This window comes from Streptococcus sp. 27098_8_186, from assembly GCF_041432055.1.
In the GTDB taxonomy this organism is placed as follows: Bacteria; Bacillota; Bacilli; order Lactobacillales; family Streptococcaceae; genus Streptococcus; species Streptococcus dentalis.
Genome location: NZ_JAPVYV010000005.1, coordinates 96,467 through 121,793, shown reverse-complemented (window position 1 = coordinate 121,793; position 25,327 = coordinate 96,467). Strand labels below are relative to the sequence as shown.

26 protein-coding genes, 1 tRNA gene and 3 pseudogenes are annotated in these 25,327 nt (G+C 41.4%); 5 read left to right on the top strand and 25 right to left on the bottom strand.

The annotated features are described in order from the left end of the window. Positions 1 to 43: 43 nt before the first annotated feature. The gene (gene rpiA, locus O3602_RS06370; protein ID WP_371611382.1) at positions 44 to 715 is read right to left on the bottom strand and encodes a ribose-5-phosphate isomerase RpiA; all 672 of its coding nucleotides are present in this window, start codon (positions 713 to 715) and stop codon (positions 44 to 46) included. Positions 716 to 876: 161 nt separating this feature from the next. Here rpiA and mnmE point away from each other — a divergent pair, with 161 nt between their 5' ends. Continuing rightward, positions 877 to 2,250 carry a tRNA uridine-5-carboxymethylaminomethyl(34) synthesis GTPase MnmE gene (gene mnmE, locus O3602_RS06365; RefSeq protein WP_371611381.1) on the top strand — a complete coding sequence of 458 codons (1,374 nt, stop codon included), beginning with the start codon at positions 877 to 879 and terminating at the stop codon, positions 2,248 to 2,250. A gap of 293 nt (positions 2,251 to 2,543) precedes the next feature. On the opposite strand, the gene O3602_RS06360 is transcribed toward mnmE, so the two are convergent. From O3602_RS06360 to O3602_RS06330, 7 genes are all read right to left on the bottom strand, one after another. Next, positions 2,544 to 3,356: a PrsW family glutamic-type intramembrane protease gene (locus O3602_RS06360; RefSeq protein ID WP_155199014.1), complete on the bottom strand. Its 813-nt coding sequence runs from the start codon at positions 3,354 to 3,356 to the stop codon at positions 2,544 to 2,546. 115 nt (positions 3,357 to 3,471) lie between these two features. Beyond that, positions 3,472 to 3,669: a hypothetical protein gene (locus O3602_RS06355; protein WP_320910756.1), complete on the bottom strand. Its 198-nt coding sequence runs from the start codon at positions 3,667 to 3,669 to the stop codon at positions 3,472 to 3,474. Between the two features lie 629 nt (positions 3,670 to 4,298). After that, positions 4,299 to 4,370: transfer RNA gene (locus O3602_RS06350), tRNA-Arg, on the bottom strand. Between the two features lie 43 nt (positions 4,371 to 4,413). Beyond that, positions 4,414 to 4,761, bottom strand: coding sequence for a 50S ribosomal protein L19 (gene rplS / locus O3602_RS06345; RefSeq protein ID WP_003003254.1), 348 nt, complete (start codon positions 4,759 to 4,761; stop codon positions 4,414 to 4,416). A gap of 123 nt (positions 4,762 to 4,884) precedes the next feature. Further along, complete coding sequence (locus O3602_RS06340; protein ID WP_155169252.1) at positions 4,885 to 6,048, bottom strand: chloride channel protein; 1,164 nt, start codon at positions 6,046 to 6,048, stop codon at positions 4,885 to 4,887. A gap of 46 nt (positions 6,049 to 6,094) precedes the next feature. Further along, on the bottom strand, positions 6,095 to 6,367 hold the full coding sequence (locus O3602_RS06335; protein ID WP_371611380.1) for a chorismate mutase: 273 nt from the start codon (positions 6,365 to 6,367) through the stop codon (positions 6,095 to 6,097). Positions 6,368 to 6,430: 63 nt separating this feature from the next. Next, a complete protein-coding gene (locus O3602_RS06330; RefSeq protein WP_003007049.1) occupies positions 6,431 to 6,874 on the bottom strand; it encodes a flavodoxin in 444 nt (147 codons plus the stop codon). Positions 6,875 to 7,163: 289 nt separating this feature from the next. Between O3602_RS06330 and O3602_RS06325 the strand changes: the two genes are divergently transcribed. The 3 genes from O3602_RS06325 (at position 7,164) to O3602_RS06315 (ending at position 9,191) form a co-directional block, all read left to right on the top strand. Beyond that, positions 7,164 to 8,108 (top strand): bifunctional oligoribonuclease/PAP phosphatase NrnA, encoded by a 945-nt coding sequence (locus O3602_RS06325; RefSeq protein WP_371611379.1) that lies wholly within the window; start codon positions 7,164 to 7,166, stop codon positions 8,106 to 8,108. Positions 8,109 to 8,202: 94 nt separating this feature from the next. Further along, positions 8,203 to 8,787: a lantibiotic ABC transporter permease gene (locus O3602_RS06320; protein ID WP_371611378.1), complete on the top strand. Its 585-nt coding sequence runs from the start codon at positions 8,203 to 8,205 to the stop codon at positions 8,785 to 8,787. Between the two features lie 161 nt (positions 8,788 to 8,948). After that, a complete protein-coding gene (locus tag O3602_RS06315) occupies positions 8,949 to 9,191 on the top strand; it encodes a type B 50S ribosomal protein L31 (protein WP_023023047.1) in 243 nt (80 codons plus the stop codon). Between the two features lie 114 nt (positions 9,192 to 9,305). On the opposite strand, the gene O3602_RS06310 is transcribed toward O3602_RS06315, so the two are convergent. From O3602_RS06310 to O3602_RS06245, 14 genes and pseudogenes are all read right to left on the bottom strand, one after another. Then, positions 9,306 to 10,070: a (S)-acetoin forming diacetyl reductase gene (locus O3602_RS06310; protein WP_003006860.1), complete on the bottom strand. Its 765-nt coding sequence runs from the start codon at positions 10,068 to 10,070 to the stop codon at positions 9,306 to 9,308. 325 nt (positions 10,071 to 10,395) lie between these two features. Next, positions 10,396 to 11,904: a glycerol kinase GlpK gene (gene glpK / locus O3602_RS06305; RefSeq protein WP_371611377.1), complete on the bottom strand. Its 1,509-nt coding sequence runs from the start codon at positions 11,902 to 11,904 to the stop codon at positions 10,396 to 10,398. Positions 11,905 to 12,091: 187 nt separating this feature from the next. Beyond that, positions 12,092 to 12,763 carry an ankyrin repeat domain-containing protein gene (locus O3602_RS06300; RefSeq protein WP_371611376.1) on the bottom strand — a complete coding sequence of 224 codons (672 nt, stop codon included), beginning with the start codon at positions 12,761 to 12,763 and terminating at the stop codon, positions 12,092 to 12,094. 157 nt (positions 12,764 to 12,920) lie between these two features. Further along, positions 12,921 to 13,676, bottom strand: coding sequence for a CPBP family intramembrane glutamic endopeptidase (locus tag O3602_RS06295; RefSeq protein ID WP_371611374.1), 756 nt, complete (start codon positions 13,674 to 13,676; stop codon positions 12,921 to 12,923). Next, positions 13,673 to 14,428 carry a lysostaphin resistance A-like protein gene (locus tag O3602_RS06290; RefSeq protein WP_371611373.1) on the bottom strand — a complete coding sequence of 252 codons (756 nt, stop codon included), beginning with the start codon at positions 14,426 to 14,428 and terminating at the stop codon, positions 13,673 to 13,675. The genes O3602_RS06295 and O3602_RS06290 overlap by 4 nt, the downstream gene beginning before the upstream one ends. Before the next feature lie 22 nt (positions 14,429 to 14,450). Beyond that, positions 14,451 to 14,867: a hypothetical protein gene (locus O3602_RS06285; protein WP_371611372.1), complete on the bottom strand. Its 417-nt coding sequence runs from the start codon at positions 14,865 to 14,867 to the stop codon at positions 14,451 to 14,453. Between the two features lie 3 nt (positions 14,868 to 14,870). Beyond that, positions 14,871 to 15,758, bottom strand: a complete 888-nt coding sequence (locus tag O3602_RS06280) for a DUF4300 family protein (protein WP_371611371.1) — start codon at positions 15,756 to 15,758, stop codon at positions 14,871 to 14,873. Between the two features lie 200 nt (positions 15,759 to 15,958). Next, on the bottom strand, positions 15,959 to 16,366 hold the full coding sequence (locus O3602_RS06275) for an Ltp family lipoprotein (RefSeq protein WP_371611370.1): 408 nt from the start codon (positions 16,364 to 16,366) through the stop codon (positions 15,959 to 15,961). A 521-nt stretch (positions 16,367 to 16,887) separates the two neighbouring features. Beyond that, a complete protein-coding gene (locus O3602_RS06270; RefSeq protein WP_314652622.1) occupies positions 16,888 to 17,199 on the bottom strand; it encodes a hypothetical protein in 312 nt (103 codons plus the stop codon). Positions 17,200 to 17,309: 110 nt separating this feature from the next. Continuing rightward, complete coding sequence (locus tag O3602_RS06265) at positions 17,310 to 19,067, bottom strand: glycoside hydrolase family 13 protein (protein WP_371611369.1); 1,758 nt, start codon at positions 19,065 to 19,067, stop codon at positions 17,310 to 17,312. Positions 19,068 to 19,261: 194 nt separating this feature from the next. Next, a pseudogene (locus tag O3602_RS06260) lies at positions 19,262 to 20,281 on the bottom strand (DNA/RNA non-specific endonuclease). A gap of 185 nt (positions 20,282 to 20,466) precedes the next feature. After that, positions 20,467 to 20,910, bottom strand: a complete 444-nt coding sequence (locus tag O3602_RS06255; protein WP_371611368.1) for a GNAT family N-acetyltransferase — start codon at positions 20,908 to 20,910, stop codon at positions 20,467 to 20,469. A 273-nt stretch (positions 20,911 to 21,183) separates the two neighbouring features. Further along, positions 21,184 to 21,513 (bottom strand): annotated as a pseudogene (locus O3602_RS06250) (colicin E2 tolerance protein CbrC-like protein); the annotation flags it as partial. Positions 21,514 to 21,544: 31 nt separating this feature from the next. Next, complete coding sequence (locus O3602_RS06245; RefSeq protein ID WP_371611367.1) at positions 21,545 to 22,051, bottom strand: YfbM family protein; 507 nt, start codon at positions 22,049 to 22,051, stop codon at positions 21,545 to 21,547. A 118-nt stretch (positions 22,052 to 22,169) separates the two neighbouring features. Between O3602_RS06245 and O3602_RS06240 the strand changes: the two genes are divergently transcribed. Next, complete coding sequence (locus O3602_RS06240) at positions 22,170 to 23,189, top strand: hypothetical protein (protein WP_371611366.1); 1,020 nt, start codon at positions 22,170 to 22,172, stop codon at positions 23,187 to 23,189. Between the two features lie 30 nt (positions 23,190 to 23,219). On the opposite strand, the gene O3602_RS06235 is transcribed toward O3602_RS06240, so the two are convergent. The 3 genes and pseudogenes from O3602_RS06235 to O3602_RS06225 form a co-directional block, all read right to left on the bottom strand. Next, positions 23,220 to 24,026, bottom strand: coding sequence for a hypothetical protein (locus O3602_RS06235; protein WP_155125803.1), 807 nt, complete (start codon positions 24,024 to 24,026; stop codon positions 23,220 to 23,222). Between the two features lie 48 nt (positions 24,027 to 24,074). Further along, positions 24,075 to 24,294 (bottom strand): annotated as a pseudogene (locus O3602_RS06230) (hypothetical protein); the annotation flags it as partial. A gap of 142 nt (positions 24,295 to 24,436) precedes the next feature. After that, positions 24,437 to 25,003: a hypothetical protein gene (locus O3602_RS06225; RefSeq protein ID WP_371611365.1), complete on the bottom strand. Its 567-nt coding sequence runs from the start codon at positions 25,001 to 25,003 to the stop codon at positions 24,437 to 24,439. Between the last annotated feature and the right edge of the window lie 324 nt (positions 25,004 to 25,327).

The window sequence follows — 25,327 nt, the reverse complement described above, 5'->3', positions numbered from 1 at the left end:
ACGAAATCGAATTCTAACGAATTACCGATTTCTGTCCCACTCTCTATTTTTCAATGATGACAGGGCCATCTGGTGTCCCTACAATCACTTTCGAAATCATATTCAAGAACAAACCGTGCTCTACAACGCCTACGGTGTGATCTAGTTCATTAGCCAAAGCATCCGTATCCTTGATCACCTTGAGATCCAAGTCGATGATAAAGTTGCCTTGGTCAGTGACAAAGCGCTGATCATCCGCAAGACGGAAGGCAGGATGGTAACCTTTTTGCTCAAAGTGACGGAAGAGATTTTCAGCCCCATATTGCACTACTTCCACTGGAAGTTTGAATGCCCCAAGAGTAGTGACTTGTTTAGATTCATCCACGATCCAAATGCAGTCTTTTGAATTGGTTGCGACGATCTTTTCCATGAGGAGAGCCCCACCGCCCCCTTTGATCCCGTTTAATTGAGGATCCACTTCATCTGCGCCATCCACTGTCACATCAACCACTTCGACATCGTCGATAGCCTTGAGCGGGATGCCTAAACTTTCAGCCTGATCATAGGTCACATTCGACGTTGTGACAGCTGTGATCTGCAAGCCTTCTTCTTTGATGCGACGACCCAATTCAGCCACAAAATAATAAGCAGTTGACCCTGTACCGAGACCGACAATCATGCCGTCTTTGACAAACTCAGCCGCTTTAATTCCTACCTGTTCTTTTAGGTTTACCATCATAGACCTCCTTTTATATTCTATTACAGTATAGCATATTCTGAAAGAGATTTCACTAATTATTTGAAAACCTTTCCAGTTTTAGTTCTAAAAGCAAAACCTTGCCCGTCCGCTGACTTTACGATAGAATAGAGATGAATCTACAGGAAAAGAGAAATGACATGATTACTAAAGAATTTGATACCATAGCTGCCATCTCGACCCCTCTTGGTGAGGGGGCTATCGGGATCGTCCGCTTGAGCGGGACAGACAGCTTTGCCATCGCGCAAAAGATCTTCAAAGGGAAAGATTTGACCAGCGTGGCGAGCCACACGCTCAACTACGGTCATATCGTAGATCCAGATAAGGACGAGATCCTCGATGAAGTTATGGTTGGAGCCATGCGCTCGCCGAAGACCTTTACTCGTGAAGACATTATCGAGATCAATACCCACGGCGGGATTGCAGTGACCAACGAAATCCTACAATTGGTCATCCGTGAAGGTGCTCGATTAGCTGAGCCTGGTGAGTTTACCAAGCGGGCCTTTCTGAATGGTCGGGTCGATTTAACCCAGGCCGAAGCCGTCATGGACATTATTCGCGCCAAGACCGACAAGGCTATGAACATCGCCGTTAAACAGTTGGACGGCTCTCTGTCTGACCTCATCAACAACACGCGCCAAGAGATCCTCAATACTCTGGCCCAGGTCGAAGTCAATATCGACTATCCTGAGTACGATGATGTCGAAGAAGCAACCACTGAGATCATCCGCGAAAAGACCAGTGAATTTGAAGTCCTCTTGACCAACCTTCTCAAGACTGCCCGTCGTGGCAAGATCTTGCGTGAAGGGATCTCTACTGCTATCATCGGCCGGCCAAACGTCGGCAAGTCGAGCCTCCTCAATAATCTCCTGCGCGAAGAAAAAGCCATCGTGACTGATATCGAAGGAACCACCCGGGACGTTATCGAGGAATACGTCAACATCAACGGCGTTCCTCTCAAACTAGTCGATACGGCTGGGATCCGGGAAACCGAAGATATCGTTGAGCAGATCGGTGTCGAACGTTCGAAAAAAGCCCTCAAGGAAGCCGACCTGGTCCTCCTGGTCCTCAATGCTAGCGAACCCTTGACTGATCAAGATCGCCAACTCCTTGAAATCTCTCAAGATAGCAACCGCATCATTCTCCTCAATAAGGTTGACCTCCCAGAGAAGATCGAAATCGACCAACTGCCGGAAGATCATATCAAGATTTCCGTTCTGAAAAATCAAAACATCGATCAAATTGAAGACCGGATCAACGCCCTCTTCTTCGAAAATGCTGGGCTGGTTGAGCAAGATGCGACGTATCTTTCTAACGCTCGTCACATCTCCCTCATCGAGAAAGCTGTTGAAAGTCTGCAAGCGGTCAACGAAGGCTTGGCCCTCGGTATGCCGGTAGACCTGCTTCAAGTCGACCTCACCCGCACCTGGGAAATTCTCGGAGAAATCACAGGGGATGCTGCACCAGATGAGCTCATTACCCAACTCTTCAGCCAGTTCTGTCTTGGTAAATAAATCTATTTTAAGATCCTATACTCTTAGAGACTTTCCTTAGGTGAGTACGGACGTCAGCGAACTTCGGAGAAGTTCCATGACTTAGTTTTGAATCTAACGTTTCAAAACTCCCGAGTGCTTGAAACAACAGTGTTTCAAGCACTTTTCTCACGGCGGAAACTCTCAAATATTTCTTTCAAAATAGAATTTAGTTTACAGCTATAGGATCACTCAGTTTATACAAAAGTAGAAAAACAATGTGTCCAAAATAAGAAAAATGCGTATGTGTCCAAACATACGCATTCTTTTTTGTTTTATTTTGCTTGTTCTAATCGCTCGACAGTCTGATAAGCTTGGTAGATCAGGAAGAGCCCAGTAGCATTCAAGACTGGAATCGCAATAGGCAACTCGGTCACGATTTGTGAGAAAGGTGAATTGCCAACAAAATGGAGTCCAAACCCAGCTACTAAATATCCCCAGCCTGCTAGACGTAGATCCTTGCGTCCTCTGCTTGCTTGGACAATTAGGAAGAGCCCTAGCATAACAAGTCCTGTGTAGACCCAGTGAGACATGGGCGCATTGGCCACACGACCAAGAATCCCTGACACCGTGTAAGAGAAACCTTCCGGTAGATCCTGACGAATATAGGCAAAGTCCTCCACGATCTGGAAACCAAGACCAGAGGCAATAGCCAAGAGGAAGATCGACTTGATGCGACGGACACTGAACAAATAGAGGACAAAGAAGATTGGAATCAACTTAAAGGGTTCCTCAAAGAGGGGCGCAGCGATGGCACTCTCGTACTGGTTCCAAAAGTCGCTATTTGGAGCGATTGCTTGAATCATGTCATGGAAATAGGTATTGGCAAAGCTAGACAACCAACCGGCAACAAAGCCCCCTCCTAATAAAGAAAAGATAACCGGTACCCAAGACAACTTCCACTTCTTAGCAAAATGAAAGAGAGCCCAAACAGCAGGAAGTGCATAGACCAAAAGGATGAGGGTAGAAAGTCCCACGATCCCGTACTGGCTGCCAGACATCCAGCCTTCTGTCAGCGACTGGGTCTCATAGGCTAGGCCGATAGCTAGCAAGAGTAAATAGAGAAACAAAATCGATTTGCGTTTCATAAAAGACCTTTCTAAAGTGAAATGAAAAAGGCTGGAAGCCCAGTCTTTTCTGAGTACTATCATTGTAACAGGATCAGCTTAAAAAAACAATAAACTGAGCTCTCAAATCCAGCTCCTACTTCAATACGGCTAGGATCTGACGAATCATATCCGGATCCCCATCAGGCAAAGTCACTGTTTCAGCATGATCCAAGATCCCTTGGGTAAATTGCGTCATAAACTCCTCACTATTGAGTTCATCTGCAGACTGTTGCCAGTGGCTCGGTACAGGATAGATGGTCACTGTCCCATCACCGTTGGATGCATAAGTCACATGACCTTCTGCAGAAATAGGAGTAAACAACTGACGCACATCTTTTGGATCTCGGCAAAAGTCAGAAAGCCTTGATCAGTTTTGGGACCATTCGAAACAACACAGATCTAAAACGCAGTTCTCGCACTGTTGGAGTGTCACCATGTGTTGGAACTATTCGAAACAACACAGCCAAAAGATTATTCTTTTGAGTTAAAATATGGCTATCCATAATCAGTAATGCGCACCACTAATTCGGTGCTTTTTTTGTACTTAATTTCATCTATCCCTAATTAGTCATTATATTAACTTTATTTTACTCCTTCCTCAAAAATCAATTCATTACATGGAGATATTCCATCTATTTTTAACTTGAAATTTACAAAGGAACTCGCATGCACGAGTTCCTTTAGATAGTGGATATACTCCTTTTTGTATAACATTCCTCATTTATTTTCTGTAGAGACTTTCCGCTGTGAAAAAAGTGCCTGAAACTTAATCGTTTCAGGCACTCGGAATTCTTGAGACCTTAGGCTCAAGAATTAGTCATGGAACTTCGTAGAAGTTCGCTGACGTCCGTCCTCACCTAAGGAAAGTCTCGAAAGAGGAATTTCTATTCAAATAGAAAATCCCTCATCTTCATAAATTTATGTCCCCTGCCGGAATCGAACCAGCAACTACTCCTTAGGAGGGAGTTGTTATATCCATTGAACTAAGGGGACCGATAAAAAAAGAGGCGAGATCACTCCCGCCTCCTTGTTCGTCTTAACGACGGATTTCTTTAATACGAGCTGCTTTACCTTGCAATGCACGAAGGTAGTACAATTTCGCACGACGTACTTTACCGTAACGTACTACTTCAATCTTTTCTACACGTGGAGTGTGTACTGGGAATGTACGTTCAACACCGACACCGTTAGAGATTTTACGAACAGTGTACATTTCAGTGTGTCCTTGACCTTTACGAGCGATAACAACGCCTTCAAAGATCTGGATACGTTCACGAGAGCCTTCGACAACTTTCGCGTGTACACGAACAGTGTCACCAGGACGGAATGCAGGGATATCAGTACGAAGTTGACCTTCAGTCAAGCTTTGGATTAATGGATTCATTTTATTCTCCTATCTTCGTCAATCTTGAGGGACCTCCCTCAGCGGATAAACTGTATTTTTGTGCTTCCATTACGCACAGAAACTATCATATCAGATAATTTCAGGTTTGTAAAGCTCTTTTCTCTACTTTTTCGCAACTTTTTGACCGGAATAAATGCTCCACTCTTTTGGCAGGCAATAGGCGATAGCGCAAGCAATGACGAAGAATGGCAGGTTGGCATAGCCAAAGACTTCTCCTCCGATCAAGATCGGTGCGAGCAAGGTCGTCGTCGCACTGCCAAAGACACTAGCATATCCGATAGCAGCCACGACTAAGACTGGTAAGCCCAGCATAGGAGCAAGAAAGACTCCAAGCGTAGCTCCGATCGCAAAGAGCGGGGTCACTTCTCCTCCTTGGTAACCAGCTGAAATCGTCACCACGGTAAAGAGGAGCTTCAAGATCCAGTCATAACTCTGCGCACTACCCTGATGAAAAGCCACATCAATCAGATTGGTTCCAAGTCCACTATAAGTGCCGACCTTGGTGAACTGGAGGGTCAAGAGGACCAAGCTAAGTCCAGCCCCTATAAGGGCAATCCGAATATAAGGATTAGGCAGTACTTTCGCGACTGTTTTCTTCAACCAGGAAAGGCTAACTGCAAAGAGTTTCCCAGCGAGTCCAAAAGCTAATCCAAGAAGGGCAACTTTGATCAAGGTCTCTGGTGTCCAGCTCAGCGTTTCTCTCAGTGGCACAGCAAATTTCTCCAAACCAAGGGCATGAGAGGTGAAGCTAGCCACTATTGAGGCGATGAGCGCAGGATAGAGAGCCATCAACTGCAACTCCCCAACTGTCAAGACTTCGAGAGCAAAGAAGGTTGCTGCGAGTGGCGTCTGAAAGAGCCCCGCAAAACCAGCTGCCATCCCGGTCATGAGAAAAATACGCGAAGCATCTGGAATCTTGATATGACGGGCAAAACGATGCGAAAGGGTCGCTCCGATCTGGACCGCTACACCTTCCCGACCGACCGAACCACCAAAGAGGTGGCTCATCCAGGTCGTCAGCATGATCAAAGGCACCAAGACCAAGGGGATTTTCTCCTCACGCACGTGTCCGACATCAAAGATGAGGCCCATTCCTTTTGAAGCCTTGCCACCAAAACGTTTATAAAGATAAACGATGACAAGCCCCGCTAAGGCCAGAAAAAGAATCAAGGGCCAATGCTGGCTTCGGAAATCCCCGATCAGGAGAAGACCTTGACCAAAAATCATGTCAATGGCACCGACCAAGAGACCAATGAAAAGCGCCATCCCTGTTAGGACCACATACTGTTGTGCTTTTTTCTTGATAGATAGACTAGTCACGCGCCCTCACCTCCTCTTGGAAGTCTCTCGAGCGCTTCATCATATCTTGAAACTGAGCTTGAATGGTCGCACGATACTGCTCCTCCGTCACGAGAGAGCCGACTTTCTCAAGCACCTCTCTTTCCCTTCCTTGATCGAGCACAGGTAAACCCTGCTGCTCCTTATATACTACAATCTGACCGACACAGACCATCCGTCTTTCCAGCAAGGCTACAAGCTCTTGATCGATTTGGTCAATGTCCTTACGAATCTGATCTAAATCCATGTGTCTCCTCTTTATTTTGGATATAAATCGAGGCTGTAATCCATCGATCCAGCCTCTTTGTCATTAATTTGCTTTTGCTACAAGTTCTTCTGCAAAGGCTTCTAATTTTTCAATATCTTCGTCTTCTGCAGACAAATCAACTTTGACACACTCAGAGCCTTTTTCAGCACCAGTCGCAGCGAAGCAACGGTCGAAATCATCAACTGCTTTACAGAATTCATCGTAGAAGGTATCACCTGATCCTACCACACCGTAAAGTTTGCCTTTGAGATCAAGGCCAGCCAAATCTTCGTAGAAATCTTGGATCTCATCTGGAAGCTCTCCATCACCGTAAGTATAAGTCGCTACCACTGCGATATCCGCATCAAGGAAGTCCTCCGCATCCACAGTTGTACACTCATCCACATCTACTTCGACACCAAGATCACGGAATTTGTCCGCTACGATATCAGCAATTTCTTCAGTATTTCCGGTCATACTAGCAAAAACAATCTTCGCTACAGTCATAATTTCCTCCCAAAAGCTATTTCCCGTATTATACCACTTTTTCAAGCATTTTGCACGAAACCTTTCCCGATAAGGTGAAAGAAGGGACACGTTTCAAGAAATTGGACCGATTCAACTTAATCACCCTCGTTTTCATTTAATTGATTGTTTCATTTCTTTCATCATATCCATCCATTCTACCAAAATATTGAACTTCTGTAAAACCGCTTCCACAGCTCCTAATTAGTGATAAATGCTTGCTGGATGGGCCTTTCTTATGTTAAAATTGACAGAGAAAATGAGGTAATGTATGAACGTAATGAATGAAATTCTTGAAAAGATTCAAGCTTATGACACGATTATTATCCACCGTCATCAGAATCCGGATCCGGATGCGATTGGTAGCCAGGTGGGCTTGCGGGATCTCCTGCGTGCGCACTTCCCTCAAAAGCGGGTCTTGGCAACTGGCTATGATGAACCGACCTTGACTTGGCTTGCTGAGATGGATACTGTCAGCGATGAGGATTATAATGGAGCTTTGGTGATTGTCTGTGATACGGCCAATACTCCCCGTATCGATGACAAGCGCTATACGAACGGTGATTTCCTGATCAAGATCGACCACCACCCAAATGACGATGCTTATGGAGATCTGCTCTGGGTCGATACTGAGTCTAGCTCTACCAGTGAGTTGATTGCACTTTTTGCTAAGGAATTGGAGCTCGAACTTCCTGTGAGTGCTGCGCGTCTTCTCTATGCTGGGATTGTCGGCGATACTGGTCGCTTCCTTTATCCTGCTACTTCGACTCGGACCTTTGAGATCGCTGCAACCCTTCGCAGCATTCCCTTCGATTTTACAGCACTTGCTCGTCAGATGGATACGATCAATCTCAAAACAGCTAAGCTTCAAGGCTATGTCTATGACCATCTTGAGATCGATGAACATGGTGCTGCGCGTGTGACCTTGACACAAGAGCTCTTGAAGAAATTTGATCTACGGGATTCAGAGACTGCTGCAATTGTTGGGGCACCTGGGCGAATTGATACCGTGTCTGTTTGGGCTATCTTTGTCGAGCAGGCCGACGGTCACTTCCGTGTCCGGATGCGTAGCAAACGAAAAGTGATCAACGAAATTGCCAAACGTCATAATGGTGGTGGCCATCCACTAGCTAGTGGAGCCAACTCCTACTCTCTTGAGGAAAACGACAAAATCTACAAAGAGCTACAAGAAGTGGCTCGCACGAACGAAGGCTGAGAACGGTTTCTCAGCCTTTTTATCTTGGTCATGGGGTTTTCATTTGATATTTCTTATGGTAAAATAAAGCTAATAAATTTTAAGGAGACTTATTATGGAAAAAAATCGTTTGTTTATCATTATCTCTGCTGCGGTAGCGATTCTTAGCTCTTTCTTGCCATGGGCAAGCCTGAATGCTGGTGCTTTTGGTTCATACAGCTGGAATGGCCTTCGCGGAGATGGATGGTTTGTTATTATCTTCGCAGTCGTTGCGATTGTCCTTGCTTGCTTGAACGATGTAAAAACTTCACTACCAAAAGGTTTTGCAATCGGTGTTATCGTATCTGGGGCTCTCTCAACTGTTGTAACATTGATTGATGTCTTCGGTGTGAATAAGTACGCTGCTAATTTCAATGGCTATGGCGTTTCAATGGGCTTTGGTTTGATCCTTGCTTTAATTGCAAGTATCGCTATTGTTGTGACTGGTCTCTTGGCGATGTCAGGTGGTAAAATCACTAAAGGAACATTTGAAGAACTTGCTGAATCTGGTAAAGGATTTGCCCAATCTGTTGGACGCGTAACAACTTCTACTGTAAAAACTGCTGTAGATGAAATCAAAAAAGAAACACACGAACACACTGATGGACAAGCTGATCAACCAGTGGAAGCACCAAAAGATCCAAATCAACCTGAACAATAATAAGATTAGATTCACCTTGGCTTAGCCAGGGTGATTTTTTTGATCATTAATTTAAATAAAATTAGTGAAAATACTTGTCAAGATCCTGGAAATTTGGTACACTAGCTAAGTAACAATCTATGGCTCGGAAAGAGACCATGGCAGAAAGGAAATATTGCAAAATGAAAAAAGATATCCATCCAGAATATCGCCCTGTTGTCTTCATGGACACTACTACTGGTTACAAGTTCCTCAGCGGTTCAACTAAGTACTCTAACGAAACAGTTGAATTCGAAGGTGAAACTTACCCATTGATCCGTGTTGAAATTTCATCAGACTCACACCCATTCTACACTGGACGTCAAAAGTTTACTCAAGCAGATGGACGTGTGGATCGTTTCAACAAAAAATACGGTCTCAAATAAGAACCAACACAGAACCACTTCCCTTTCGGGAGTGGTTTTTTTGATCTCTGTTCCTTTTATTGTGAACGCACAAAATAAGAGGTTAGGATGTTGATCCCAACCTCTTTTTTCATCTTAATGGAACTGCATTCCACCATCAACGATAATGGTTTGTCCTGTGATGTAGTTTGAATCTGGTCCAGCAAGGAAGCTAACCGCTGCTGCTACATCTTCTGGTTCAGAAAGACGTTTCAAAGTGATATCTTTAGCGAATGTTTGCATACCCCATTCGTCATCCTTACCTGCGTTCTTCCCAACTTCATGAGCAATGTCAAACATCATTGGAGTCTTAACAATACCTGGTGCATAAGCATTGACAGTGATGCCTGAATCTGCCAAGTCACGCGCCAAGGTTTGCGTAATCCCACGCACAGCAAATTTAGTACCACCATAGACAGTCAAATTAGGGTTACCAACGACACCAGCTTGTGAAGTTGCATTGATGATCTTCCCACCATGACCGAGTGCTTTGAACTGAGCTTGAGCTGCTTGTGCACCCCAAATCACACCACCAACGTTAATAGCAAATGTACGTGTAAATTGTTCTTCTGTAATCGTATCAAGTGGTGTAGTTGGCGCAACACCTGCATTATTTACAACAACATTCAAATCTCCAAAATGGTCAACAACTTTTTGGAAAGCTGCAGCTACTTCTGCTTGTTTAGATACATCAGCAACGACCGCAAAAGCATTTTCTGCAGACAACTCAGCAACTGCTTTTTCAGCTGTTTCAGCATTGTAGTCCAATACTCCAACCTTAAAGCCATCTTGCACCAAACGTTTTGCGATTGCAAAACCGATTCCTTGACCAGCACCTGTGACAATAGCTACTTTAGACATATGATTCCTCCTTGGTATCATCGATACCAGCAAACGTTCATATAGAACAGCAAGGGTTGACAACTAGTTTTGATGGGGTCTATTATAAATTTCCGACAAAACTATGCTAATAGTATACTCTTTTGTGAAAAACATTTCAAACTCTAGCCTATTTTTTGAAAAAAATAGTTTATTTATATGGTATTTTAATTTAGTGATAAATGAACTAAACCATGAGATAGAGTATGTCTTTTACTCACAACGGATCACTATTCTATTCTGTAAACCCTACATAAAAAGCCTTCTTTCGAAGGCTTCTCTTAAACTATTCGTTTGATTGATCCCTTTAGTCATCAGAGTCCGCAAATACTTGAGTGGCTTTGACTGCTTTCTTCCACCCCTTGTACAATTTCTCTTTGCGAGCTTCATCCATCTTTGGTTCAAAGATTTGTGCTGCTCCATGAAGAGATTTTAATTCTTCCAAGTCCTTCCAATAGCCTACTGTCAGACCTGCTAGGAAGGCTGCTCCTAAAGCCGTCGTCTCCAAGTTTTTGGCACGAGCAATCGCAATTCCAAGAATATCTGCCTGAAACTGCATTAAGTAATCATTTTTCGCTGCTCCTCCGTCTACTTTTAGGACAGGGATAGGAGTTTTGGCATCTACCTGCATGGTGTCGATGATATCGCGAACTTGATAGGCAATGGATTGAAGGGTTGCTTTGATAAAGTCTTCCTTGGTCGTTCCTCGGGTAAGTCCAAAGACAGAACCACGCGCCTCTTGATTCCAGTATGGGGCTCCAAGACCCGTAAAGGCAGGGACCACGTAGATTTCATCCTGGTTCTGGGACTTCAGAGCATAGGCTTCCGATTCAGGAGAACTGTCGATCATACGCAGACCGTCACGAAGCCATTGAATAGCACTCCCAGCGATAAAGATTGATCCTTCTAATGCATAGTAGACCTTGCCATTAATCCCATAACCAATCGTCGTCAGCAGGTTATTCTCTGATAACTGCATCTCCTCACCCGTATTCATGATGATGAAAGATCCAGTTCCATAGGTATTTTTGACCATACCAGGTTCAAAGGCCAATTGGCCAAAGAGAGCAGCCTGCTGGTCTCCTGCCATCCCAGCAATCGGTACTTGTCCACCGTAGAAATGGAAAGGCGCTGTTTTGCCATAGATTTCAGAGTTTGAACGCACCTCAGGAAGCATGGCTTTAGGAATGTTGAGAATTTCCAAAATCTCATCGTCCCATTTCAGTTCCTTGATATTGTAAAGCATGGTACGGGCTGCATTGGAATAGTCTGTCACGTGGGCAGCTCCATCCGTCAGCTTCCAGACCAACCAAGTATCAATGGTTCCAAAAAGTAATTCGCCCTTCTCCGCACGCTCTTGTGCTCCCTCTACATGGTCCAAAATCCAACGGACTTTAGTAGCTGAAAAGTAGGCATCAATGACTAAACCTGTCTTTTGGTGGAAGGTTCCTACATAGCCTTGGTTTTTAAGTTCTTCAGCCAGTGGAGCAGTTTGACGTGATTGCCAGACAATAGCATTATAAATAGGAAGGCCCGTGTTCTTATCCCAAACAACTGTCGTTTCCCGTTGATTGGTAATGCCGATCGCCTCGATTTGATTGGGCTTGATGCCACTTTCGATAAAGACCTCAGCAATCACCGACTGAACCGAGTTCCAAATCTCATTGGCATTGTGCTCCACCCAACCAGCCTGCGGAAAAATCTGAGTGAATTCCTTTTGACTAGAGCTAACTTGCTCGCCTTTTTTATTAAAAATGATGGCCCGCGAACTAGTGGTTCCCTGGTCAATCGCCATGATGAAAGTTTCTTGAGACATAAACTGCCCTCCTAGATTCGATACTTAAAAATCTTGTTCTTTCATAAACTAGTATACTCTATTTCATCTAGGATTTGTATCCATTTATTTAAGAAAATCCGGTCTATCATTTTCCTAGTACTTCCAGCTCTATCAGACCAAGCAAAAAGAGCCCTGAGGCTCTTTTAACTAGTAGTTCAAATGCTTATCAAGATTTACTTTGATCTAACCGATTTAAGAACTCCATGGTCGGACTGTCTTGGTAAAGTTCTTTGAGAGGAATCTTCTGATAGACCGCTATTTCGTCCGCAGTCACACCGTAACGAATTAATAGATCATAAATACGATTTAAATCATGACGCAATTCATCCGTTATGAGGACATTATCGCTTGTTTCTTTTGTTTTCCAATAATAAGATGGCAGCACTTCCTTGGTTTCAATTAAAATAGTTTGCAACAAAGTCCCACCATGGCTGTCCTTCTGAGAAATATCAGCCCCAAGTTCCAACATTTTCTCAAAAACCTTGAAAGACTTGTCAGCTTTTTCCTTAGACGAATACATCTCATATTGGCCATTCCAACGTTTGATCATGCGCCTACAGTCAAATACAGCTCGTCCACCCGCTGTTTGGAGGACCGGTTGACAAAATGGATTCAGCTCTGTCGGCTCTTCAATAAAGTTAAGATCTGCTCCTCTATCAATGAGTAAGTCTGCAATATCTAAATGTCCCGATTTGATAGCGACTTGAAGGAGCGACTGTCCCTGATCTCTTTTAGGTTTGTCACCCGAAACAGCATTGACTTCTTCAGGCTTTTTATCCAATATCTGACGGACTCCCTCTATATCTCCTCTTCGCAACAACTGAAAGGTTTTTTGCATGGTCTTTTCCCCTCTCATTATAGATAAAAATAACACTATGTTGATACTTTGATCCTATCTCTAGCATCTTCGTTAAACTGATTATACCATTTTATGGACTCTACATTGAAGTCCTAAAGGCTAAAGATGACAGACTCCCACCGAAAGAGATACAACTCTATTTCTCTGATTTTCGTATAGCCACTAGCCAAGAGGATACTAGAATTTCGAAACTAACCAGAAGGATAATCTGAGGAAGCGAGCTCTGAACCAGCATGAGAACAGCTAGACTATCGATCAGCATATGAGCGAGGATACAAGGAACAGCTCCTTTCGAGTACTCCTTGAGCGCTCCAAACAGGAAGGTATTCCCTAAAATCATCAGGTAAAAGATGAGATAGTTGGACGAACCTGCTGTAATCCAAGGGAGTTGATAAATAGGGATATGCCAGAGGAACCAGACAATGGAGAGAACCATCATTTTAGGTATAAAGTGCTTACTAAAGGAAAGATGATCTTGTAAAAACCAACGCCAACCGACTTCTTCTAGGCCTCCATATAATAAGGTCCAGGGGAAATAAAGGAAGAAGGCCAAGAGGGAGTTCCCAGTAAAGCGAACGTTCATAAGCAGGATGGAAATCCCATAATAGATGACGGGGATGAAGAAAGCTAGGATCCAAGATAGGGAACTTTCTTTTTGAAGAAAGACCTTTTTGAAAAATTCACCCAAGGATTTGACTTCACTCACCACAAGAGAAAAGACAGCCGCCATCATCATGGGAATCAAGTTCATTAGGATAAACAGTAGTGAGGCACCCAAACTACTCCTATCTGGGAAAAACCAAAGGATCATTTGCCCTACTAGAAATGTAGCAAGGAGGGCAGTCAGTGCATACCAACTAGCGACTGATTGTTTTGAAATCAATTTGCTCATTTTTCTTCCTTTACAGTTACATACTTCTTTCTTGCAATCCAGATTGCTAAACTAATAATAAGAATTTTACTGACGATAGATAGCCATACCTCTTCATTCACTAGAATCTGAGACAAGGAATTGATACAGGCATGGGTCATAGCACAGATCCATAAATTTTGCGTTTTATGATACAAGGCCGATAAGATAAAGCAGTTAGTTAGCAGACCTACTAGAAACGGAAACAATTGAATGACAGCTAAAGAACCATCAATGTAGAAGTAAAAAAGATGCCAGCTAAACCAGGCTAAAAAGGTGATCAAAGTAGCTGAAAGATAAGGTATTTTTTCCTGCAAAGTTGGCTGAAAGAAATAACGCCAGCCAATTTCTTCAATCCCACCAAAAAGAAGAGCCTTAAAAAAGAGCACTACTGGCAAGACCAACGATTGACTGGTGATCTTACCACCAAAGATAAAGGGGAAAAAGTCGAGCAGCAAGAAAACGAGCACTAAACAATAATTAGCTAAACTGTCTTTGACTTGAAAAAAATCTTTTAGAATTTGTTTGAAACTAGATTGATGGTAACTAATGCTTGCAAGACTGCCCCACAAAGCTGATGACAAGCCACCTACAATAATAGCGATGATCCCAAATGATGATGTAAAATCAACTTTGACTCCTCCTGCTCTTAAAAACCAAACCAGAAGGCAGACTCCTAATACTTGACCAAAGGTCCCTAACAAATACATAGATAGGGCTTGCTTTCTATTCATTCGTGATTCCTTTTTCTTTCAATTAATTTCCAGTGCTATCTACCTTAAACCCATACCTGCCAGCATTTCGTTTTAGCTTCTCCACTAGCTCTTCATTCCGCTTACTTTTTCCAAAAAAGAAGGGAACGGTCTTTCCATTTCTGAGTTCGATATAGAAAGCATAGCGAGCCCCGCCACCAGATCGTCCACGAAAAATTGCATAGGTGATTTGCTTGATCTCTTTCAGTGGGATCATTCGCCGACTGAAACACAGAGCGACATGGATATAGAAGATTCCATAGCTAATATGGAAAGGGGCAAAGAAGGGACCTCCACTACGTCTCACGATTGCCCTTCTTCTCAGGAAAAGGAGAAGACTGAAAAAAAGCAAGAAAATTAGCACATATAGGATCGGAGCACTCTCCATCATCTTTCTAAATTCTAACACGCTGTCCTTCATCCTCTACTTCATCTCAACCCATTTTTCATTATCCATGATAAAGGGCTTAGCCAGACCTTCACCTGTGTAGTCTTGATATTTGGTCTCCAAGTATTTGTAGACATCTTCCTTGGTCGCAAACTTGATGGCTTGGTAGGGCTCTTCAAAGGTCAGCTTTTCGACAAAGAGATAGCCGTCCTTGGCAGGAACCAAGACACCGACGTGACCGACAAAAAGCGTGTTACCATCTAGGTTGTCATGAACGATAACGGAAAGCATGCGGGCATTTTCATTGAACTTGAAATGAGCAAAATACTCTTCCATCTTCTTGGCATGGACTTTGACATCTGTTGTCGCTTCTGTCGGAACCCGTGAATACAGAATGTTAAAGGCTTCCTTGTCTGCCTCACCGAAGATCTTCCCTTTGTCAATCGCATCATTGTCCACGAACAAAAGTTCACTATCCGCTTTCATCTTAGGAATCTCGATGCGATTCTTCAGAAGAGTATAGCTATTGATCCGGCAGTTGGTCCCAACGAAATCGCCCTTTTTCTTGGTCCACAAGTCACTGATCTTCTCAACATTGTAGTCTGTTTTCTTGAAGGTGCTGAAGTCACCCGTCAAGCCGACCGAGCCGACAATGCTATCGTAATCTGTTACCAGACCCAAAAATTTATCTACACTGTCCTGATCCAAATAAGCAGACAAAAGAGTCCGCACTTCTTCGACACTCGCCTTGCTGTTGAGGTTGCTGTAGCTTCCCTTGTAGCGCTCCTTATCTGAACTAGATTTCTGCACAGTGGAACTTTCCTTCTTTTCCTTGGATTGCTTTTGGTTGCTACTACAAGCCGCTAAAGCAAAGATCGCCAAGGCACAGCTAGTAAGGAGCATGATTTTTTTGGATAGTTTCATAAAATGGTTCCTTCTCTATTGATTAAAATGTTTGTACTATAAATTTTTCATATCGATAATCCTTTTCCTCTATTATAGTTTAAAACTGACTTTGCTCCAACTATTTTTTACGAAATGAGAAAAGTTTATAAGTAGCAAAAAAGAGCTGGCAAACTGTCCAGCTCTTCAATATGTTAAAAAATCAAAATTAAAACTATTGTTTAATTCAACCAATCTACTTGAGCATGTTCTATTGCGTACTCAGCTTCTTCTTGAGTAAATTTTCTTTTTTTGACAAGTAATTCTAATAACTCTTCTTTCGACATGTTTCCAGGGTTTGCAATAGCTTCCACTTTTTTCACAGCTTCCTCTTTCCAATCGAAATTAACTTGTTCTATAGCATAGTCAGCCTCTTCTTGAGTAAATCGTTCAACATTTATAAGTTGCCAAACTAACATTTCTTTTGAAAAATGAAACATTTGAAGTGATTTTGCTTTTAAAAGTGCTTGCTCTTTCCAGTCTACATTAAGCTTATTTAAAGCGTATTGAGTAGCAGCCTCTGAATACCCTTCAAATCCCGTTAGATGTTGTTCAATTTTCTGTTTCGATAAATGAGATTCTTCTGACAAAGAGATAGCTTTTGCATATGCACTTGTAAATTCATTTGGTTTTTTATAATCATAATACTTCGTACTAGAACTTGAAGTAGAGTATTTTTTATAATCATAATTCTTCGTAATAGAACTTGAAGTAGAGTATTTTTTATAATCATAATACTTCGTACTAGAACTTGAAGTAGAGTATTTTTTTTTCAGAATTAGTAACTAATGATCCTGAATATGAACTTTTCCATTCATTATAACTTCTTTCATAACTATATACCATAAAAGCTATCCATCCTACAAACAATCCAAAAATTGTAAAAATAACTATCAAAAATTTTTTCATAATGAATACCTTTACTTGTTTTTCTCCAATGAAATTTTTCATCCCTCTGGAACTGCTTTCATTAGTATTATATCATGAAATAATGTTCTTTTTTATTTACTAGTATAAAAGTCTTTATGCTAGTGAATAAAAAAGTGACTGCAATCTTTCAACTGCAATCACTCGTTCATTTGTGAGATAAAAAACAAAGTATTATAAAAGATTATTTAATCTTATGTTTGTTCATCTTTTCTTCAAAGATGCCTGTCATAATCTTGCGAAGCTCTTCTCCTTCTTTTTCGGGAAGATCCCCTTGACGTTTCGCCACAGCATAGAGTTCAGGGTATTGCTTAGCTACACGCTCAACTGTCTTGGTCGTCGCATGCCCTCTGACAAAGAAAGGAATACGCTTGATCCATTCTTGCGGGACTAAAGCGAGCAACTTCTTCGCTGCTTCTTTATCAGAAATCTCAGCTGTACTCAATCCCTGGTTGATTTGTTCTTGTTCTTTTTCTGTAAAATCTTTCAATTCCATAGTAAACTCCTATTTTGTTTATCTAAGGACACATTATACACCTATGTAGAGGAATGTACAACTAAAGGATTTCGGAAAATAGCACACAAATGCATTCATTAGACATTGATTTATCCGTTCAACTCTTCCCTATAAATAACAAATCCATTTGGTTGGATGGTTAATTGTTCACCAGAGACGCTCCCCAGACTGATCAGATCTGCTTGTCCTCTTTCTAAGACAAAGTCTTTCTTAGAGTGGTTAAAGTAGGCTTTGAGAAGGTTGCCTTCATGCTGCCATTCTACTGCCACTACATCTGGCTCTACTTCTTTCAGACTCACTTTTCCATGTTGGATCAACTCTGCCACTTCTTTTCGGAGCTGTATCAAGTCCTTCATAAAGTTTAGCATATCATTGTCTGCTGACACGCGCTCCCAAGGCATGACACGGCGGCAATCTGGGTCTGGGCCACCGATGAGGGCTAGCTCCGTTCCATAATAGATACACGGCGTTCCTCGTTGCAGATATAGGAAGGAAAGAGCAGACTTGACGGACTGAAGATCACCTTTGGCCGTTGTCAGGATGCGCTCTGTATCATGGGAGTCCAAGAGGTTGAACATCACCTCAGAGATCTGCTGCCTGTAGTACATAGACTGGCTATTGATCTCCCAAATGAAGCGTTGTGTCTCCTTATGCCCCCGTAGGAAATAATCCTTGATACTTTCAGAGAGTGGATAATTCATCACCGCATGAAACTCATCACCATTGAGCCAAGGTTGGGATGAATGCCAGATTTCCCCGAGAATATAGAGGTCTGGCTTCTTAGCCAAGACCGCCTTACGGAAATCTCGCCAGAATTGATGATCGATTTCATTAGCCACATCCAATCGCCAAGCATCGATGTCAAACTCTTCAATCCAGTATGTCGCCACCTTCAAGAGATAGGCCTTCACCTCTGGATTAGCCGTATTGAGCTTAGGCATATAGCCTGCAAAGGCAAAAGCATGGTAAGACAAATCGCGACTATTCCACAGATTATCTGAGGAGACAGGGAATTCTTTGATATGGAACCAGTCCTTGTAAATCGAATCTTCTCCATGTTTGACCACATCCTGCCATTGAGGTGAATCATAGCCAATATGGTTGAAGACGGCATCCAGCATGATCTTCATCCCACGCGCGTGAGCCTCTTTCCCCAGTTGGCGGAAGGTCTCTTTATCTCCAAAATGTCGATCAATTTCAAAGTAATCAATGGTATCGTACTTGTGATTGCTAGGAGATTCAAAAATCGGGCAAAGGTAGAGACCTGTAATTCCTAACTCCTGCAAGTAGTCCAAGTGATCAATGATTCCCTGTAAATCACCACCAAAGAAATCCAACATGGTAGGGGTAATTGACGCATTCCAAGGACGGACACCTTCTGGGGAAATGGCTGGATTCCCATTGGCAAAACGCTCAGGAAAAATCTGATACCAAACTGTCTGAGCCACCCAATCCGGAACAGCACACCCATCGATCTCATGGATAAAAGGAAGCTTAAAGCCATTCATGACGAAGTCCAGGTTCTCCTTGTTGTAGGCTGCCACACCTCGATCTCCGTACAAGATCTTCTCTCCCGCTGTATCCTCTAATTCAAAGAGGTACTGGATCCGGGCATGGCGGACAGAGACCGATACTTGCCAATAATCAAAGAGGTCGTCGGTCGTCACCTTGTCCATTTCCTTGGTTGCTTCATATAGATCCTCTATAAAAATAAAAGGATCCCCATAGTGCAAGACAATCCGTTTGATATCCTCTTTCTTGGTCCGGATGCGAATATGGAGCTGGCCATCCATATAAAGATAGGCGTACTCCGATTCAGGACGGTGATAAATCGCTGTTAATTCCATCTGTCCTCGTCTCCTACTTTCTCTCTCTTTTCATCATTCATCAATTTATGCAAACGATTACACAAAAACTCATTCTAGTATACTACTTTATAAAAACGTTTGCAATATCTTGTGAGATAATTTTAGACTACTCACTTTTTAAGATTGTAATGCACCCAGTATTTGGGCTTTCTCATCATCTAAATGACTGACCCTCATTCCTTACTTGTATGCCGCTTTCCAAGACTAAGCGCTTGCTCTTCTGACATCTGAACTACCTTAGAAAAATTGGTATTGCGAGGCATACTGTCCAAAGAGTACCAATAAACATCAGCACTTCCATTTCTGGCCACATAAACAACTGGAGCCAGTTGACGAGTTGGCGCTGCAGGTTCTACAGGTTGAACTGGCTGTGCAGGTACTGCTGGCTGACTCGGTTGAGGGGCTTGACTTGGTTGCGTCTCTACAGAAGGACTAGCTGGTTGTGATTGACTACTTGGTTCCGTTGGCACTAAAGATGGCTTGGCGGTTCCCTTCAGATAGTCAATGGTCGCATTCTTGGAATAATTATCCAAGGTAACGGTGGTGATCCCATAAGCATCTACCGACTCTTTGGGGCTACTTAAATTGATTGGTAGAAGGTTGCCATCTCGATCAATTCCTACATATTGCAAGGTCACCTGCCGAGGAATCAATTCATCCCCCGTGTAGACAGGCGTCACCTTATAATCCAGCCAATAATTGGGGTGGGTAGCCAGCCAGCTATCGAGCCGTTTCTCGTAGTAAAGCATACCTTCCACATTACTATCCGCTGTCCCTTTATAATTCCCCGTATTGGTCCAGGCAGTTAGAGGAACCAGATTTTTCCCTTCATTGGTCAGTCCACTAAATTGATAGCCAATCAGATGTCCTCTATGAAACAGCCAGGCCTTCTTCCCTTTGTTTCCATAAGCAATCTTATAATTATGCCAGCCAACCGGATTATAGTTGAGATGTGGTTCTCTTTTTTTCTTTGGCTCATCCTTGTCCTGAAGCTAAATATGGGCTGAGGTCGCACGACCTAAATGATCAAAATCACCTAGAACGAGCTGCTTACTGCCATTAAAAGGCAGTAAATGAAGACTCTGGTAATCGAGGCCCGTTTGCTGGGCTTGAACCCCTTGAACAACGGCCAAGGACATAAATACCGAGACCATCGCAACAATAACATTTTTCAAAAAGCGTTTTGTAACCATGATTGAAACTCCCACATTTCTATCTAGTGATATTATAGCATAAAAAGCGGTTACAAACATAGAAGATAGGCAATTTCTTCTCCTATGTCAATTAGATTTTTTAATGAGTTTATTTTTACTTTAATATTCTTTAGTATTTAAAATAAGGACTATTATTTTAATACATAAAATAATACACAACTATTCTAAAGCAACTTATATTCATACCACTCTTCATCTACTTTCTGAAATCCCAAAGCTAAAAACATTCTTTGACTTTGAGTATTAAAAGGATAAATTTGAGCAGTTACTTTAACCATTTTTTTCTCTTTGGCCAGCTGTATCATTTCAGAAATACACCGTCTTCCGATCTGTAAATTCTGATACTCTTTGCTGATCACTATAGAAAGCTCTGAATTATCTTGAAGTGTCACATCTCCAACTAACACTCCCTCATATTGGATATAATAGCAAGAACCGTGTGAAGTTAGGTAATCATACATTTTATGAAGTTTTTTTAGATCGTAAATCTGATTAGTATTATCCACTTGTTTGCAAACCTCACTATCTTGATACCAAAGAAGGGAAATGTCATCATTCATATAATAAGGAATAAGAGTGATCTGTTCGTCTACTATTCTATTCATCATGACTTGTTCTTATTTCTATTTAGATGTTTCTTCCGAAACTTCAATATTCCCCATCAACCAATTGGACATCTTTTTGCCCTTGTTTTTATAAGGGTTGGGAGGAAACAAGGTGAAAGGGGGGATGCTGGCATCTGGGAAGAATAGTTCTACGCTTATCGTTCGCTCTCGATTATGATTGACGTAGGCTGTAAAATAGATATGGTAATGTCCACTCATATCACCACCATTATCATACTCTCCTCTAGCAGTATTTGGTAAGAGCGTTACAGATTCTATGTCCTGCCTTTGCTTCTTCTCTTCTTTTCTTAGAGGACGAGGAAGGGCAAAACGATCGCCATGACTCTGACTCATTTCTTGTAAACGGCTCAGTTTCTTTAATTGTTTTCGGTCTGGTTTATCTAAAATTTCGGTAAATAAGCTATAGGCACTAGTGTAGAGACCCAATTGGTCATAGAGATCAACTAAGACTTTCTTAGCTTCTAAATCATCAGACTTAGCTAATTCATCAGCCAAACCATAGAGTGCCGCAACACTGGAAGAATTTCCATCTTGTTCCAGGTATTGCTTTTTTAAAGCAATATACTTTTCTAGAAATGGATTCATGGGACTACCTTTCTAATGGAATATAAAAACCTTAACAAATAGTCACTAAGACATTCCCCTTGTGGTTTAAGATTTCCTTGTAAAAGTCTTTCATTTTGACAAAACAGGTTAAAATATCATCCTTGATTTCTTCCTCTTCCTCAAGATAATCCCAAATATCAGGATACAAGTCAGCTTTCTTGCATGCTTCCATACTAAAGTCTTTCAAAGCCTTGTCCATATCAAATTCTTCTAAAGCTTGACTGATAGCCGCAATTCTCGATTTTTCAGTATAGGCGATATATTCAGATACATCCTCTAGAGGAGTCACCCCTAAAACAGCTTCTCTCAAGGGATTGTCATCCAATAATTCTGAACTACTAAATCCTGTCATAACAAAGAGAAGAGCATCCCACATTTTGTCGATATCTATTATGATATCATGAGTGTCAGAGGAGTCCTCAGCAAAGTCTAACAAGTCATCTTCTTGGTTAGAAAGAGCTTTGATTTGTTCTAATTCATTGTCTGGTAAATATTGATAATTGGCAATCATTCCCATGATTTTTCTCCTTTGAATCTTGTAGGATAATACTGATATTTCTAGCTCTATTTCTATAGAAAATGCTATAATGGAGCTAAGAAATTGTTTTATTGAATGTTAAATAGAGGGAATAGTCATGTTCACTAGTATTGTTTTAGGGTTTTATGCTCTTTTCTTTCTATCCTTATCCTTTACTATCTATCTCTATATCAGACTCATAGTTGCGGTCAGACAAGGGAAAGATGTCCCAAAATGGATCTATAAACTTGGCCATGCCATTCAAGGTAGAATTCACGTTGACTATGAAGAAATCACTGATGCCAATGCCATTAAAGAGGTTCATTGGTTCTTGCTGATCTATGTAATCGTAAATCTACTGGTATTGGCTGTCTTCTACTATCATGGTAATAGCTTTCCTCAAGCCATTTATGAATGTTTGAAAAAACAATTTTTTATCGTACTTGTTAGTATGGTTTTAAAAAGTCTTGGTAAATTTGTTGTACTGGCTATAAGCAAAAACTTTCATAACAGTCATGTCTATGCAGCAACCAACGCTTTTGTCGGGACAGCTTTTTTAACGAGTTATGTTTTTATGTTTTGCATCATGATGAGTGGCCTTCCAGCTCAACCTGTTCCAGTATCCATTCAAGATACCACTGTCATTATCGGTGAGACCAAGGCTTCCGAGCTTTTAGACCAAGGCTTTACCTTTGGAGATAAAGGCGCAGAGAGTTCCATCCCCAATCCCAAAAACGACCACTTCTACTACGGTCAGCTTCTTGAAGTCAAGCGGGATAATCAGTCCTATGGCTATATGAGCCTTACTCCTACAGGAAAAGATACTGATCAACTCAAAAACTGCGTCATCACCTATTACAGAACACCTAAGGATAGCAAGCAACTAGAAAAAATTTCCATCAATCATGTCAAGCTAGCAAATCTCAAGCTCCAAGATTTTCAAACACGAAAATTAATCGATATCTTTGAAGTCAATCCAGCTGATTATAACGTCTCTGATAAAGATACCAACTTTATCCTAACCATCCAAACAGCAGATTACGACCTCTGGAAAAGATACCGGATTGAATCCAAGTTCAATTCAGATGGTTCGATTGATAGCTATGGAGTCAGAGCCCAGCATAGCATGTGGGAATGATTCACCATTTCTCCCTTTATCACATAAGCATTAAACAGGAAAAATATCGTCGACAAGTTTATAGGTTTCGATGAATCGAAGGCCAGAGGAACCTTTATCTCTAGTGATTTCTTCATAAATATCTTCTAAATTTTGGGCAGGTGCCAACATCCAAAGACTAAAAGGTCTAAGTTTCACCTGTCCAATTTTTTCAATATTTTCTAATAATTGCCCTAAATCTTTGTGATTGAACCAGCAATCTGTAACGAGAGCAAACTTTGTATTGTCCATCTTACAGGAGATTTGACTGGTCAAAAAATCATCGATGGAGGGCTTTTTGGTTTGTAAGAGGCGTGTGCAAGCCAAATGATACTCAAGCTTTCTAGGACTCTGCTCAACCATAGATACAAAGACAAGACCATACTCATCTTGGAACTTAACAGTAAGGAGATCTCCTTCTTCAAAATAAGGTTTACGTTTAGTTTTAGCTTTAGTGACCTTTAGAGGTCTAGGATTTTCAGTTTGCAAATGGATAGCAAGTTTATCCAAGACCTTTTGCCTTTGCTTCAAAGCCTTTGAATCTATTTCCAACCAAAATGGATCAGCCCCTTTTTTGATAAGCTCCAAGGTTTTATCTCTGATATCGTCTGTCAGGTGACCAATCTTCCACAGTGAGTAGGCAAGAGCAGTCCAATAAATTTCTGTAAAAAAGTCTGTTTGACAGTAATCTTTCTCTGCATCGAGGATATCCTTGATAATATTGGCTACATGATCACCATCTCTATAGCGACCAACTACCTCATTGTAAATGTCATACCCTTGATCACTGTCAATGATTTTAACGCCATCAATTGCCATTCTCAACTCCTAATGCTCAATCGACATCTTATTGATAAATCTCAAAGCTTATTTAATCTTATGCTTGTTCATTTTCTCTTGGAAAATATCTGTAAGAATTTGTTGCAATTCTTGAGCTTCCTTTTCAGGAAGTTGGCCTTCTTATTCAGCTACTGTATACAACTCCGGATACTCGAGCGATACTCTCTTAACAGTACGTGTAATGGCATGTTTTCTAACAAAAAATGGACCGTTTAATCATATCTTGAGGAATTAATGCGATAATCTTATTTTACAAGATAGGTTTTCCTGATTTCCATTTTCATGATAGATATTTCTCCTTAAGAAGCTAGATAGTGCTAAATGTTTCTCTTTACTGCTCAATCCGTCTACTCAAGCAGTGGCATACACTCACAAAGAACTTTGGTTGACTATTGAATATCTTCCATTGCTTCTTTCACATATTCTTCGACATCTTCAATCTCTACAAACAGCGGGTCTAAGTGGCATAAGAAGTGCCAATCTTCGGTGCCGCGTTTTCTGTAGAGAATCGCTTCGCCGTCTTCACTTCCGAAAAAGCTTCTGTCAACTTCATACCCTTTGTTTTCTAGGAATGCTTTTGCCTTGCGGAAGTTTGCTTCTCGTGCTTCGACATAAGCTTTCACTTCATCGTTATTCACGACATAAGCATCTACTTTTGTAGCTCCTTCGATCATTTTATCGTTTTTAACGGATAGATTCGAAATTTCTTTCCAAATAATGTCCACATTTTCCTCAGAATTAAACGAAAATCTAGATAAAGGGACAATATTTCCATTGAAGAAAATCTCCATATAATCCGGTAGATTTTTTGGATTAAAATACTCCACATCAAAACTATCTTCTTTTTCTAAAGTATATCCCGGGATTTGCGCTACAAAGGCTCTTCCCTCTTCTAAAGAATCAAACACGACTAAATCTTTTGAATAATTGTTTTGGTAAAATTCTAATAGATACATCATTAATCCTTTCAATATTTAGATAGAAGATAGTTTTTTAGCAAACTAATATACTCAACACGTGAGGATAGAGATTCAAGCATTATTTTTACTAAATAGGATTGATTGCTAAAAATTTCACCAGCTTACCTCCTCTTGTCTCATCCTCAATTATAACACGTTTCCACTCACATATCAGATATTTATTATTGGACCAAATAACCTTTTGAAATAGAAAACAAGCTCACCAATTCATCAAGTCTATATTTTTTATGAGATTCTTCATTAATGCTAAAAGATTTACAGTTTAAATTTTATTAAAAATCCTTGTTTATGACCTTACGT